Genomic DNA, 12,963 nt, shown 5'->3' with positions numbered 1-12,963 from the left:
AGGACCCTCAGCAAGTCCCATCGTTGCAGGTCAAGGGCACTTTCCGTGTTGCTGATCAGCTCCTGGACAGCTCACCTCGTGAAAGCGCGAGGCTAGCTCCCGCTCCAGGTTGCGTGTGCCGATGCAGACTTGCCCGTCTGCTGCGCAGAGCGCGTTGACGGTGGTGAGCACCCAGTGCTGGTAGTCGAGGGACGTGGTGGCGTTGATGACCGAGTCGAGGACCACCACCTCGTAGAGGCCGTTCTGCCTCAACTCGCGTTCGATGGTGCGGATCTGGCCGACGATCGTGCGGATGTCGACGGCGTACTTGCCCTTCAGGGTGCGATAGGGCTCGTAGTCGTGGATCTTGTAGCCCTTGCCGCGGAGGTGCCGGGCGTAGTCGCCGTGCCCGGCGCCGAAGTCCACCACCCTGTGGGAGGTGGTCAGCCAGGGCAGGACGAGGCGCTCCCACACTTCGGACTTGTAGCGGACCTTGTCCGCCTTGGCCTTCGAGGAGTGCTCTCGCAGCCGGTTGGGCTGCACGATGTGCTGGTTCCACACCGGCGCCTGTTCCTCGAGGCCGGTCCAGTCGTAGACGCCGTACTCGCCAGTGAGGTCCTCAACGAGCTGGCCGGCATCGAAGGAGGCGCAGGTCCAGGCGAGGATGTCGAAGCGTTGGGCCTTGGCGACGGCCGCGTACTCGGCGTTCAGCACGATGCGGCCCTGGTCGTCGATGACCACCGACCCCCATGGGCCGTGGGCGGCGGTCATGAACCCGATCGCCTGCTGGAAGGGGAGATTCTTGGACTCCTCAACTTCGATGGTCTGCCACGGAATCCAGCTCCACTGGCCGATCGGCCCCGGCTCCGCGTACACGACGGACGACTCGGTCTCGACCCGGTTGTGCAGGAGGTTGAACTTGATCTCGTCCTGCAGCCGCACCTTCTGCGGCAGGATCATCGCCGGCGTCGTCGTCTCGCCGATCGCCTTCAAGCCCTTGGTCCTCTGGTGGCCCGCGACCAGCGTCCCGTCGGCATTCAGGATCACGGGCTTCACCACGCCGTGGCGGCGTAGCGAGCCCTGAAGCCGGACGAACGACTCCTCGGACAGGCGACGCGGGTTGTAGTCCGCGGGCCGCAGCTTGGACAGCGGGTAGGCGGGGTCGAAGCGAACGTCGAGCGGGTTCACGCGACCGCTCCCTCTTCGGCGCGGTGCTCCTCGTTGAGGACATGCCAGCCGAATCCGAGGTCGGAGTCGTGGTCGCCGACGAACTGCTTGTACAGCGCGTCGAGCAACTCGACTTCGGCCTGCGTGATCCGTACGCGGGTGGATGACCACTGCATGTACCCCCACTGCAGGTAGTCCACCTTTGCCGCGGCCCCCGTGTCGGCCCCTTCAGTGGGCAGCTCGATGGGGGCCGGGAGTGCGGTCTCGTCCAGGAGCTGGTCGAGCTGCTCTTGGTCGTAGCCGGTGCCCTGGAGGTCGGGGAGCTCGGTGAGGATGTCCGCGAGGAGCACCGTGTCGTACCCGGCGAGATCGCTGGTGCGGTTGTCGACGATGACGATCTTCGCTGCGGCTTCGTCATCCACATCTAGCCAGGTGACGGCAATCTTGTCCCAGCCGAGCTGCTTGGCCGCCCTGAAGGTGTGGTTGCCAGCAAGGATCTCGTTTGAGCGCCCGGTGAGTGTGCCGCGGTTGACGACGATCGGCCGGTACTGGCCGTTCGCGGAGAGGGACTCGGCGATCGAGTCCAGGTCACCGGTACGCGGGTTGCGGTGGTACGGGACCAGCTCAACGATAGAGACGGCCAGGTCCGCGAGCGAGGGCGGTATACGAAGAGTGGCAGTAGACACGGGACTCCAGCCCCGCGCCCGCCACCGAGCCTAGGTGAGTGAACATCCGGCGCCCTGTGGCCGCTCAGAGGCGGCTGGGCGAGGACAAGGAGGGTGGGGAGGTCGACGGCGGAGGCGAACCCCACGTCGCCTACCTCGGCTGCTCGCTTCGCCAGGGCAGCTCAGCCGTCACACGGGTTGGCCCCCCGACAGGCGAGTCCACCACCAGGATCCCGTCCACCGCGTCCAACCGCTCGGCCAGCCCCGACAGGCCCGAGCCGCTGGAGGTGGCCGCGCCGCCGATCCCGTTGTCCACGACCTGCAGCATCAGCCGGTTCTCCACCCGCCACACGTCCACGGCCGCCCAGGTGGCCCGTGAGTGCTTGCTGATGTTCTGCAGCAGCTCCGACACCGTGAAGTACGCGATCCCCTCGATCGCCGGCACCGGTCGCTCCTCCAGGTCGACCTGGACCTCCACCGGCACCGTGCACCGCGAGGCCACCGCCGACAGAGCCGCGTCCAGACCGCGGTCGGTCAGGACCGCCGGATGTATCCCGCGCGCCAGATCACGCAGCTCCTGAAGCGCCGTCTTCACCTCGCCGTGCGCCGCGTCCACCATCCGCGCGGCGGCCTGCGGATCCTCCGCCAGCTTCTCCTTCGCCAGTCCCAGATCCATGGCGAGGGCCACCAGCCGGGCCTGCGCGCCGTCGTGCAGGTCGCGCTCTATGCGCCGCAGGTCGGCAGCGGCCGTATCGACCACGACACCGCGGTCGGACTCCAGCTCCACCACGCGCGTGGCCAGCCGCGACGGCCCGAGCAGACCGTGCACCATCAGCCGGTCCACCGTCGTCAGCGCCCGCACGATCCAGGGCGTGGCCAGCGTGAACAGCAGGCCCACCAGCGCGGTGACGGTGATCTCGAAGGGGTTGTCGAGGTAGATGTGGTGCGTCTCGGCGCCGTACAGCTGGATCCCGTCCTGACCGGCCCACACCCGGACGGTCCAGAACCACAGCGGACACGTCAGCAGCGCCCAGCCATACACCCACACGTTCACAGCGACGACGAAGGAGAACCCCGCCCACGGGAAGTGCAGCACCGCGTACAGCAGGGCCCGCCACGACGTCCCGCTCTTCAGTACGGCACCCATCCACCCCATGAAGCCGCCCCGGCGCACCCGCAGCGGCTCCGGCTCGGCGACTTCCAGCTTCAGCAGCGCACGCGCGCGTGCTCGCTCAAGCATCCCGAGGCCACGGCAGCCAGCCAGGGCCGCCGCTAGCACCGGGATGCCCAGGAACGTCACCAGCAGGCCGGCGCCCAGCGACACCATCGTGATGGCGTACACGAACAGCAGGATGCTGATCGGCAGGCTCAGCAGCACATATCCCAACTCGCGCCAGCTCCGTGCCTCGAACGGCGCCCGCAGCCCGGCCGGCAGTCGGTGCCTCCGGGTGCCCGTGGGGTACTCGAGTCCGGTGTCTCCCTGCCCGTAGCCCTGTCCGTACTCTGCGGCCATTGGCGCCGTCCGTTCTCTTCGGCCTGCTCGTCCTGTCGTATCTCCACACTGCTTGGCCCCGGGCCCCCGGACCATGGAGTCCATCGGTGTCTCGGACGGGGGGTTTCCCCCACCTCTGGCCGCCATCGCGCGCCCGCTCACACCACGGCAGCTCCGCTGTGACCGTCATCGGGCCGCCAGCGGCGAGTCGACAACGAGCAGGCCGTCCACGGTGTCCAGCCGCTCGGCCAGACTGCCCGTGCCGGTCCCGCCGTCGAGACACGCGCCCCGGCGGCCGTCGTCCCGCACCTGGATCAGCAGCCAGTCCGGCGACCGCCACACATCGACCGACGAAGGCGGCCGGCAGCTCGGGCGGGCGCCTCTGGTAGCGGCCGTGCCAGGTAGGGGGAGAGATAGGGTGACTCGATCGTCGCAGGTGTAGAGAGCGGCGGGGTGCTGTCGCGGCAGAGGAGATCCGCGCTAGTAGGCGAGTCGGCAGAGCTATCGCGCCGCCTGCAGTGACTTGCCCCGAGTGACGTGTTGCGCCGCTGCTGCGTCTGTGCTGGTGAGGCCCCACAGACGGGGGAGGTTGCGCGGGGCCTCGATGGACGAACGTGAAGGACGGTTGGCTGTTCCCGGCCACATAGGAAAGTTGCTGGCCGTCTTGCTCGGCATTGCCTGCTGATCATATCGGGGCCTGACGACCGGGGAGACGCCTGTTTGCGACGTTCCTGCCGGTTGATCCAGTAGACACGAAGGTGCAGAACGCAATTGGCGGATCAGACACGGGAAGGCTTTGCCGATGTGATAACTCTGGCCCTGAAGCCCGCCGGTACTCGTTCTGGCCTGGTGCGGTGAGTGGTGAGGGGGGAAGGAGACTGAATGCGCTTCACCGTGGTGGAACAAGGCGGCGAGGAACCGAGAGGCCTTCGCTCCCACGCGCTGCTCATCACTGATCGATGGAACGATCAAGGCTTCGTGACCATGTTCCATCTCGTAGTTCACGATGAGGACGGTGTTCGGCGGGACATTGGCGAGGTCAAGATCGGGCAGTTCGGTATGACGCCTCGCTCCTCTGTCCCCGTCCCGCGGGACTTCGACCACCTCGATGACACGTTCTTCGCGCTTGGTCAGGATGACAGCTACTACACCAACCTCGGGAACCTGAGAGGCGACCTTCGAGAGCAGGTCCTCTCCGCGCTCCGGGACATGGCGTTCGACGCGCGCATCTTCGCGCAGGCCAAAGACGAGCCCGTGACTCAACAGTCGCTCCTGCGTTTCGTGAAGATTGCCGCAGTCGAGGAGCAGTTTCGTCGCATCGCCCAGGGTGGCGAGCGGGTGACAGCCTTCCAAGTCGGCTACAAGTCGCCGACTCCCTCAGGGAGCGGAAGAGACCCCGTTGTCCTGACGTTCGCCGTGACCCCAGAATCGCTGCCACCGACGAACATTCACGTGCTGATCGGGCGCAACAGCGTCGGTAAGTCGTTCCTCCTCAACAGCCTCACCCGCTGCATCGGCGACAACGAAGCCAGCGAAGAACAAGTCGGACGGATCATTGAGTACGGACGGGGAGGCCGCGCCACCTTCACCAACCTCGTCAGCGTCACGTTCAGTGCCTTCGACGACTTCCCTCTCCTCAGCGAAGACGACATCGGCATCGCCCGCTACGCGTACGTCGGGTTGAAGGCTCCCGCCCCCAATGGGCCACCGAGAATCAAAACCCCCAATCGACTCCTGGGCGACTTCACCGAAAGTGTGGAGGCTTGCCTGACCGGTACGCGCGCCAAGCGGTGGGCGTATGCGCTACGCACGCTGCAATACGCCGGCAGCGGCTTCATCACGGATGAGTGGCTCGAAGACTTCCTCGCCACGGAGAACGCAGACAGCAGACGCCGCAAGGCCCGCCGTCTCTTCGCTGGTCTCAGCTCGGGGCACAAGGTCGTCCTGTTGACGCTGACCCGCCTGGTAGAGCACGTCACCGAGCGCACGCTCGTGGTCATTGACGAACCTGAATCCCACCTGCACCCACCGCTCCTGGCCGCATTCATCCGAGCCCTGTCCGACCTGCTCGCTGAGCGCAACGGACTCGCCATCGTCGCCACCCACTCGCCCGTCGTCCTCCAAGAGGTTCCAGCCTCATGCGTGTGGAAACTAAACCGGTACGGGAACCAGCTCGTCGCCGAACGCCCCGTCATCGAAACGTTCGGGGAGAACGTCGGCATCCTCACCCACGAAGTCTTCGGCCTGGAAGTCACTGACTCCGGCTATCACCGCTATCTGAAGAACGTCGTCCGCAAGAACCTTTCCTACGAGGCGGTACTCGACCGCTTCGGTGGTCAACTCGGTGGTGAAGCCAAAGCCATCGTGATGGCGCTCATCTCCGTACGAGACACGCAAGGGGGCCTGGGGCCGGATCCGGAGGACCGCGCCTGATGCGCCCGCTGTCCGTGCCGAACCTGTCTACCCGAACTGTCTACCGCTCCTGTATCAGCATGGCTCTGCCCAGGCACAAAACCCGGCTGGAAGCACTGGAACAGGCTGTTGTCGACGCTGCCGATGCGTTCGAGGCCGCGGCCGAGGCCTCCAAACTGCACGAGCTGAAGGACCTCGGGAAGAAGCCCACTGACGCGGCTGACCGCACGCAGCTCACCACCACGTACACGAGCCGCATGGTGCCGGAGAGCTCAGCCGGGAATGAGTTCTACAGCCTGCTGAAGAGAGTCCCCCACAAGATCTGTCCGCTGTGCGGGCTCCGAGACGTCGAGACTCTCGACCACCAGTTGCCGAAGATGAAGTACCCGCTGCTCTCGGTGGTGCCGACCAACCTCGTGCCGGCGTGCGGGAAATGCAATCGGCTCAAGGGCGAGCATGTGCCGGAGTCGGCCGCAGCGCAGACCCTGCACCCCTACTACGACAACGTGACGGAGCAGCAGTGGCTCTTTGCCCGTCTGCAGGAAAGCGACAGCCGCCCGCCCGAGATCACGTACTCGATACGTCCGCCAGAAGGCGCGGACAGTGTCCTCGCGGCTCGGATCGTCCACCACTTTCAGATGTTCCAGCTGGCGGAGTTGTACGGGGCCAATGGAGGCCGGGAGATGAGCAACATCCGCAGTTTCCTGCGCATCCTTGATGCCGCCGGGAGAGCCACGTACCTGGCGAAGATGGAGCACAGTGTCGCCGTGGACAAGGACGCTGGCGGCCTCAACCACTGGCGGAAGGCGCTGTACCAGGCTCTGGCCGGAAACTCCTGGTACATCAACGGCGGATTTGCTCAATTCTGACTCCTCCGCGTACTGCTATCGATGCCTCGCTCGGCAGGCGCGCGTGCTGGGTGAACAGCGTGCGCGGCGGGCAGGCTGTCCAACGGGGTGCCGGGCAGAAGGCACACGAAATGATCCGAGAGCCAAAGAGGGAGCCATCGTGGACTTTGTCGGAGGGGTGATCCGGCTGACCCCGCTGGACGACCGCCGTCATCTGATCGACCGCGGCCCGCTGGTGCTGGCCGACATGAAGATCGCGGTGGAGACCGAGCCCGATTCGCGGCAGCAAGTCGCCGAGCAGTGGGCAATCGACCAAGCGGACGACCATCCCGAGGAGTGGCTGAACGTCGCCATCGAGGTTACTGACCTGGGGAAGGAGGCTCCGAGCCCGGTCGTCCTGGGTGACTTGGTGGTGGCCGCCACGCGTACGTCCAATGCGGCGGTCGAGGTCTGGGGCCCTGCGGCGGCCGATAAGACGTGGCCCTACCTCGTGATGCCGTGGGTGGACTTCGAGACCATGGGGGCCTGCGCGTCGTCCCGCGACGGCCATGTGAGCTTCGGAGGGTTCCTGTTCGACCGTGACTGGGGGTGGCACTCCGATCCGCCCACCGAATCGAACGGGCTCCAAGTACCGTTTACGCCACTCCTTGAGGTCCGAGAGGGCGACGTGTGGGCTACGGGCTACACCGACGTTCCTCCGCCGGCGGCCACACCGCGCGGCGAATGGTCCTCGATCGTTGAGCAGTCAGAGTGGAAGGGCTACATTCCGGGGCGACAGGCCCTCACCAGCTCCTGACTGAGGGTCCTTCAGGCACGGCTGGGGTCGTTAAGGGAGCACGATGGGCCGTGACGCCGATTGGCCATTCCGCCGCCGTCAACGGCAGGGATCCGCTCACCGCACTCGTCGAAGTACGTGGGATGTTCCAACTCGGTGGTCATGAGTCCTCTTCGTTGGCGCTGATGTAGCAGGCGTAGACGCTGGCGGTGCCGTCGTCGGCGAGGCGGGCGGTGGCATCGAATACGCCGGCCGGGCGGAAGGCGCTGTGACGGCCGGTCCGGATGCGGTACGCGAGGTTGGTTGCCCGGTTCAGGTTGCCGAGGGTCTCGATGTGCGCCCACTCGTCCGGGTGTTCGCGGAGGGCCTGAGCGGTGTCGTACGCCTCCTGGCTGCGGGTTGGGGCAGGCAAGGGTTCGAAGCGGGCGTGCATTCAGCGGTCTCCGGCGGTCGGCAGGGCAGCTTCGGCGAGTTCCCGGATGCGGGCTGCTGCGCGCCAGTGGGCGTCGGAGAGGTGTTCGCACAGCTCGTTGGCCAGGCAGGCGACTTCGGCGAGGACCAACTCGGTGCCGGTGTCTGGCGTGGGGGTGCTCTGCTCGCGGTTCGGGCCGAGCGGCGTGGAAGGTGCCGTCGTGTGGTGGGGCGCGCGAGCAGAAAGATTCATGACGGATGCTCCCTGGGGTGGTCAGCGGTTGTTGCAGCGGCAGGTATTGGTGATGGGGTTGAACCAACTGTCGCAGGAGTTGCACCACGTGGCTCCGGGCATCGGAGGGATTGCGGAGTGCTGCTTGAGGCGGTCGTGCACGGGGTCTGTTTCCTTTGTCAGAAGCTGTCGGGCAGTTGGGCGCGAGGGCCGTCGGGGGCGAGGAGGTTCACGATGTGGTCCAGGTCCTTGGGCCGCCACAGTGCGACTTCGAGGCCGCAGGCAGCGAGGTGTTTGAGCCAGTCGCGTTGCGCCGGGCGTATGCGTCCGGTGTCGGACTTGAACTCGGCGAAGATGATGCGTTTGGCCTTGGGGTGTCCGTAGACCTCGTCGGGCCATCCGGCGTCGCTGCGCTGCGAGTTGTGGGTGTGATAGGTGAGAGTCCAGCCGCGGAGGGCTGCGATCTTGCGGACGTGCCGGCGGAACTGTTCCTCGGTCACGCGGCCCGCCTGCGGCGCGGGGCGTCGGCCTCCAGGAGGGCGGCGAGGTGCGCGGCAGCGTCCGGGTCCGGTCGCGGCTGGCGCCGGACGGCGGGCGGGGCCGGGAGCGCGGGGCTGCGGTGGCGTTCCTTGAGGAGTTCGGGCAGCGGGCGCTTCGTATCCTCCCACAGGATTTCCTGCAGGGAGCGGCCGTATCGCTCGAGGACGAGGGCCTCGTAAAGGGCGTCGTCGTGGCTCGTGTGGCGCATGTCGTGGTGGTTGTTCAGGGCAGACATGTTGGTTGCTCCATGGGCTGGCCGGGACCCGCAGGGGGGTGCGGGTCCCGGCCGGAGGGTTGGCTCGTATCTGACGAGCCGTTCCGGGCGGGCGGGGCGCGGGGGGTCGCTGCCCGTCCGGAGGTGTGGGTGGATGGTCCGGCCGTGCCAGGGCCTGACATCACTCAGAACCTAGCACGAAGATATGCACTGACCTATTTCTGGTCAGTCGACGATGGCGAGCTCGTCGGGTTCGTACGGGAGGGGCTTGGGTGCGCCGGGCCACTGCACCATCACGAGCCTCTGTCCGCTGATGGGGTCGGTGGCATGTCCGCGCACTTCACCGAACGGGCGGAGTATGCCCTTGGGGGTCGATCGGGCGAGCGTCACGCCGGTGTGCTTCTCGAAGTCGTCCATGCTGGCCTCCTGGCCGTTCAGGTAAGGGAGTTGCGGGCGATCAGGGTGAGTGCGTGGCCCCACTGTTCAGTGACGGGCTCGTGGAAGGTGAAGCCCGAGTCGGGGGCTTCGAGTTCGGTGACCCGCCAGTCCGTGCAGGTGCCGGCGGGTGGGTGTTCGAAGTGCTGAATGGCGCCGTCATGCAAGGTGATGGCGAGGCGGATCGTGCCGCTGGGGCTGATGGTTGCGTTGGTCTTACGGCTCGAGACCAGGGCTTCCGCGGTCAGCGAATCTCCGAGAATCATCGAAGCTCCATTTGGGTAGTGGCCTATTTTTGGTCAGGTGAGGGCTGCAAAACCTTCGCAGATGGGGCAGGTGTCGCCCGTGCCGGGGCTGGTGCCGTCGCTGCATGCAGGGCAGGGGAGGTATTGGCCGGTCCCGTGACAGGTGTTGCATTCGCGGGTGCGCTCGTGCGGCCCGTGCAGGTAGGTGACGGTGCCGCCGCCTTCGCATTCATCGCATTCCGGGGCGTGGGTGCCGGTGACGGTGATGGCGTCGATGATTGTCGAGGTGGCGAACATCCGCTCCTCCTTTGACGGTCGGCTGGTGTGGGCTACCCCCTCACCGTGTGAGTTAATTCTACTATCTATGGTGGGGGTGTCCACTCGCGCTGAATGCAGGGTCCGAAGCCGCCCCATCGGGCGCGGCGGGTGTCGTAGCTCTCGAAGAGAGTCGGGTGCGACGTGGGCATCAGGGCGCACTGCGCGCCGCCCACCCAGATGTGGCGTTCAGGCTGAGGCGGTTGAATCCCTTGCCATTGGCGGGGCGTGTCGGTGCTGGCGCATGCAGGTAGATCGGCATTAAGGCCCCTACGGTGAGATGGAGTTGAGGTCAGAAGGTGATCTGCTCGTCTGGTGTGGCCTTGCCCTTGCCGGAGTGGAAGGCCAGGAGCGCGACAAGCGTGCGGTTAGCCCGGCTGCCGGGGTGTTCCGCATAAAGCCGTCCAACGACGAACTCTTGCTCCAGGTGGCGTTCGAGGTGGAGGAGCCAGCCTGCGGTCGCGGTGATGGTGCTACGCCCGGTCGTATGGGCGTTGGGTTCGGTCGCGCCGTGCCAGGTCAGGATCACAGCTGGAATGTCGTCCAGTAGCGTGGGTTGGGCACGCCAGCCTGGGTGGTCCTTGTCCGGCGAATGGGACCTTATGCGACGGCGGTGCAGGGCGCTTCGGACATCGCCGAGCAGCGTCTCGGTGCTCGTGCTCACAGACTTAGAGGTCCTAACAAAGGCGTTGGACATGGCGGTGGGTGATCAGGCAGGTGGCGAGGCCGAGGAAGGCTTCGTGGATGTCGTCGCGTCGTTCCCAGCGGATGCGCAGGCGGCGGAAGCCGTGCAGCCAGGCGATCGTGCGCTCGACCACGTAACGGAAGATGCCCAGGCCGGTGCCGTGGGGTTGGCCTCGTTCCGCGATGACCGGGCGTATGCCCCGGGCCCAGAGCAGTCGGCGGTATTTGTCGTGGTCGTAGCCGCGGTCGGCGAGGAGGGCGTCAGGCCGGTGCCGGGGCCGGCCGACGCTCCCGGCGACGGCGGGGATCTTGTCGAGCAGGGGCAGGAGTTGGGTGACGTCGTTGCGGTTGCCGCCGGTCAGCGACACCGCGAGCGGGATGCCCTGGGCGTCGACGATGAGGTGGTGCTTGCTGCCCGGTCGTGCGCGGTCGACCGGGCTGGGACCGCTTTTGGGCCCCGCCGAGCGGCCCGCACGTGGGAGGAGTCGATCACCGCCCGCGACCAGTCCAGCTTCTTGGCCGACCGCAGCTTCTTCAGCAGCACGAGATGCAGTTGGTCCCACACCCCGGCCTCGTTCCACGCGGCCAGACGCCGCCAGCAGGTCATGCCCGAGCCGAAACCCAGCTCCTGCGGCAGATACTCCCACTGGATGCCGGTATGCAGCACGAACAAGATCCCGCACAACGCCTGCCGGTCCGGCACCCGAGGCCGGCCCTCCACCAGCTTCGGCCCCGGTACGGGCAGCAACGGCTCGATCAGCGACCACAGTTCGTCCGAGACGATCCAGGGCCGCGACTGACGTGTTCCCACGACCAGACCAACGACCATCCACACCGAAAGTCACATGATCAACAGCTTCTGTTAGGGCCTCTTACTCCTTGGGGGTGCGGGTGTCAGAACAGTTCTTCTTGGCCGTCGACGTCTCCCGGCTGCTCGCGGCCGGACCGACGCGGGCCGGGATCAGGGACGGTGTTGCCGAAGAGGGCGGCGTGCCGAACCGGTCAGGTGCGGCACCGATCCGAGCGGGGCCTGCCTGTACAGGCAGCTCGTTGGGGGCTGCCGCGTCGAAGTCGGCGCGGCCCATGACGGTCCAGTCCCTGCTGGTGGTCGCTTGCTCTCCTTGTGAGGCTGGGCGCTCCCGGATGCTCGGGGACGGCGTCCGCCCAGTCCCGTACGAGTGCGGTCCCGGCCCGGCCTGCCGCCTCGCCTGGGGTGTGGCCGTCCTCGAGGGTCTTCAAGTAGGGCCGCGGTGACCTTCAGAGCGTGGGACGAGGTGAAGGTCCGCATGGGGCGTTCGATGTTCGTGCCGTGCATGTGGTTGAGGGCCTTCGCGGCGAAGGCGACGATCATGCCGACGTCCTTGCCGAGCTGCTCGGCCTGGGCGGGGGTGAGGGGCGCGCTGTAGCGCATGACGAAGCTGACTCCTGTGCTGTAGCGGGGTTTCGGGAAAGAAGCGACGCGGAGTTGTGGCCGCGCCGGCCGGGGTGCGGGCGCGGGCGCCCGCACCCCGGGAGCTGAGCCGGTCAGGCCGCCACAGCCTCGCGCTCGTCGGCGGTGTCCGGCTCTTCGGTGTGGTCGGCCTCGGCCTCGGGGTTGATGGTGACGAGCTGGCGGGCTTCGGCGTGCGCCTTGGCCTGCTTGAGCTGGAAGCGGGCCTTGGTCAGCGACTCGGCGACCCTGTCGAGCTGCTCCAGGCGTGCCCCGACCTGCGTCTTGAGGGTCTCGGCGAGCTTCAGCGGCTGGGTCTTGCCGATCTCGTCGAGCAGCGCCCGCACCTGCTCGATCTTGTCGAGCGTGCTGCGGGTCTTCTTCTGCGCGGCAGCGCGCTCGGTGCGCTGCTCCTCGGTCATCTCCTCGACGACCATGAGGACGGCCTGGTCCTGCTGCTGCTTCATCGCATAGGCGAAGTGCACGATCTCGTTGTCCGAGGCGAACTCGCCGCGCACGAACTTGCTGAGGACGGAGCCCTGGTTGGCGAGGTTGAGGGCGGCGATTTGCACGGCCGCCTGTGTGCCGATCTTCCCGTCCTGCACAAGCTCCTGGACCTCTATGCGCAGATCGAGCAGGGCCAGGCGCAGCTTCACGTAGGTGGTGGTCTTCGCGAAGTCAGCGGCCACGGACTCGATGGTCGCGCCCTCCTCCTCGTCGAGGATCCGCTGGTAGCCGTGCGCCTCCTCGAACGGGGTCATGTCCTCACGGGTCACGTTCTCCGACATGGACCGCTTGAACCGCTGGAGTTCGTTCTTCTCCGAGGTGATTGTGGCGCGGATCTTGGTGCGGCCGAGGATCTGGTGGGCGCGCCAGCGGCGCTCACCGGCGACGATCTCGTAGCCGCCCTTCTCGTTATCGGGACGGACCTCGATGGCCTGCATCAGGCCGTACGTGTCGATGGAGTTGGCCAGTTCGTTCAGTGCGTCCTCGCTGAAGTACTCGCGCGGCTGGCGCGGGTTGCGGTGGACCTGGCTCATCTTGAGGACGCGCTGCATTTCGGGCTCCAAGTGGTGGTGGTGAGGTTCGTTCCCCCTCATCTCTTGAGTTAATTCTACTA

General features: G+C 66.6%; 18 protein-coding genes and 1 pseudogene. 4 read left to right on the top strand and 15 right to left on the bottom strand.

Annotated elements, in window-relative coordinates; translation table 11 throughout:
- Positions 1-30: 30 nt before the first annotated feature.
- From ABT254_RS35565 to ABT254_RS35550, 4 genes and pseudogenes are all read right to left on the bottom strand, one after another.
- On the bottom strand, positions 31-1,167 hold the full coding sequence (locus ABT254_RS35565) for a methyltransferase domain-containing protein (RefSeq protein ID WP_351479601.1): 1,137 nt from the start codon (positions 1,165-1,167) through the stop codon (positions 31-33).
- Positions 1,164-1,832, bottom strand: coding sequence for a ParB/RepB/Spo0J family partition protein (locus ABT254_RS35560; RefSeq protein ID WP_351479598.1), 669 nt, complete (start codon positions 1,830-1,832; stop codon positions 1,164-1,166). Before ABT254_RS35560 ends, ABT254_RS35565 begins: the two co-directional genes overlap by 4 nt.
- A gap of 130 nt (positions 1,833-1,962) precedes the next feature.
- The gene (locus tag ABT254_RS35555) at positions 1,963-3,324 is read right to left on the bottom strand and encodes a sensor histidine kinase (RefSeq protein ID WP_351479595.1); all 1,362 of its coding nucleotides are present in this window, start codon (positions 3,322-3,324) and stop codon (positions 1,963-1,965) included.
- 133 nt (positions 3,325-3,457) lie between these two features.
- Positions 3,458-3,723: pseudogene (locus ABT254_RS35550) on the bottom strand (sensor histidine kinase); the annotation flags it as partial.
- A 462-nt stretch (positions 3,724-4,185) separates the two neighbouring features.
- Between ABT254_RS35550 and ABT254_RS35545 the strand changes: the two are divergent.
- The 3 genes from ABT254_RS35545 (at position 4,186) to ABT254_RS35535 (ending at position 7,359) form a co-directional block, all read left to right on the top strand.
- Complete coding sequence (locus ABT254_RS35545; protein ID WP_351479592.1) at positions 4,186-5,736, top strand: AAA family ATPase; 1,551 nt, start codon at positions 4,186-4,188, stop codon at positions 5,734-5,736.
- Positions 5,736-6,584 carry an HNH endonuclease gene (locus ABT254_RS35540; RefSeq protein WP_351479589.1) on the top strand — a complete coding sequence of 283 codons (849 nt, stop codon included), beginning with the start codon at positions 5,736-5,738 and terminating at the stop codon, positions 6,582-6,584. The genes ABT254_RS35545 and ABT254_RS35540 overlap by 1 nt, the downstream gene beginning before the upstream one ends.
- A 139-nt stretch (positions 6,585-6,723) precedes the next feature.
- On the top strand, positions 6,724-7,359 hold the full coding sequence (locus ABT254_RS35535; RefSeq protein WP_351479586.1) for a hypothetical protein: 636 nt from the start codon (positions 6,724-6,726) through the stop codon (positions 7,357-7,359).
- A gap of 139 nt (positions 7,360-7,498) precedes the next feature.
- Here the strand turns inward: ABT254_RS35535 and ABT254_RS35530 are convergent, their stop codons facing one another.
- The 10 genes from ABT254_RS35530 to ABT254_RS35485 form a co-directional block, all read right to left on the bottom strand.
- Complete coding sequence (locus ABT254_RS35530; protein WP_351479583.1) at positions 7,499-7,750, bottom strand: hypothetical protein; 252 nt, start codon at positions 7,748-7,750, stop codon at positions 7,499-7,501.
- Between the two features lie 21 nt (positions 7,751-7,771).
- The gene (locus ABT254_RS35525) at positions 7,772-8,002 is read right to left on the bottom strand and encodes a hypothetical protein (RefSeq protein ID WP_351479580.1); all 231 of its coding nucleotides are present in this window, start codon (positions 8,000-8,002) and stop codon (positions 7,772-7,774) included.
- 158 nt (positions 8,003-8,160) lie between these two features.
- Positions 8,161-8,481 (bottom strand): VRR-NUC domain-containing protein, encoded by a 321-nt coding sequence (locus tag ABT254_RS35520; RefSeq protein WP_351479577.1) that lies wholly within the window; start codon positions 8,479-8,481, stop codon positions 8,161-8,163.
- The gene (locus tag ABT254_RS35515; protein WP_351479574.1) at positions 8,478-8,756 is read right to left on the bottom strand and encodes a hypothetical protein; all 279 of its coding nucleotides are present in this window, start codon (positions 8,754-8,756) and stop codon (positions 8,478-8,480) included. The genes ABT254_RS35520 and ABT254_RS35515 overlap by 4 nt, the downstream gene beginning before the upstream one ends.
- 204 nt (positions 8,757-8,960) lie before the next feature.
- On the bottom strand, positions 8,961-9,152 hold the full coding sequence (locus ABT254_RS35510) for a hypothetical protein (RefSeq protein WP_351479571.1): 192 nt from the start codon (positions 9,150-9,152) through the stop codon (positions 8,961-8,963).
- A gap of 17 nt (positions 9,153-9,169) precedes the next feature.
- Positions 9,170-9,436, bottom strand: coding sequence for a hypothetical protein (locus ABT254_RS35505; protein ID WP_351479568.1), 267 nt, complete (start codon positions 9,434-9,436; stop codon positions 9,170-9,172).
- Positions 9,437-9,469: 33 nt separating this feature from the next.
- Positions 9,470-9,712: a hypothetical protein gene (locus ABT254_RS35500; protein WP_351479566.1), complete on the bottom strand. Its 243-nt coding sequence runs from the start codon at positions 9,710-9,712 to the stop codon at positions 9,470-9,472.
- A 310-nt stretch (positions 9,713-10,022) separates the two neighbouring features.
- Entirely contained in the window at positions 10,023-10,394 is a 372-nt protein-coding gene (locus tag ABT254_RS35495; protein ID WP_351479563.1) for a hypothetical protein, read from the bottom strand.
- Positions 10,395-10,407: 13 nt separating this feature from the next.
- Positions 10,408-11,243, bottom strand: a protein-coding gene (locus tag ABT254_RS35490; protein ID WP_502972100.1) for an IS5 family transposase whose coding sequence is annotated in 2 segments (ribosomal slippage) — positions 10,408-10,893 and positions 10,896-11,243 — 834 coding nt in all. Because the reading frame shifts where the segments join, the coding sequence is not laid out codon by codon here.
- Positions 11,244-11,286: 43 nt separating this feature from the next.
- Positions 11,287-11,499: a hypothetical protein gene (locus ABT254_RS35485; protein WP_351479558.1), complete on the bottom strand. Its 213-nt coding sequence runs from the start codon at positions 11,497-11,499 to the stop codon at positions 11,287-11,289.
- Positions 11,500-11,664: 165 nt separating this feature from the next.
- Between ABT254_RS35485 and ABT254_RS35480 the strand changes: the two genes are divergently transcribed.
- Positions 11,665-11,820, top strand: coding sequence for a hypothetical protein (locus ABT254_RS35480; RefSeq protein ID WP_351479555.1), 156 nt, complete (start codon positions 11,665-11,667; stop codon positions 11,818-11,820).
- Between the two features lie 118 nt (positions 11,821-11,938).
- On the opposite strand, the gene ABT254_RS35475 is transcribed toward ABT254_RS35480, so the two are convergent.
- On the bottom strand, positions 11,939-12,901 hold the full coding sequence (locus ABT254_RS35475) for a ParB/RepB/Spo0J family partition protein (protein ID WP_351479552.1): 963 nt from the start codon (positions 12,899-12,901) through the stop codon (positions 11,939-11,941).
- Positions 12,902-12,963 lie beyond the last annotated feature (62 nt).

Origin of the sequence: Streptomyces sp. NPDC001137, from assembly GCF_040298885.1 — a bacterium.
GTDB lineage: Bacteria > Actinomycetota > Actinomycetes > Streptomycetales > Streptomycetaceae > Streptomyces.
This window is presented reverse-complemented; position numbering and strand designations above follow the sequence as displayed.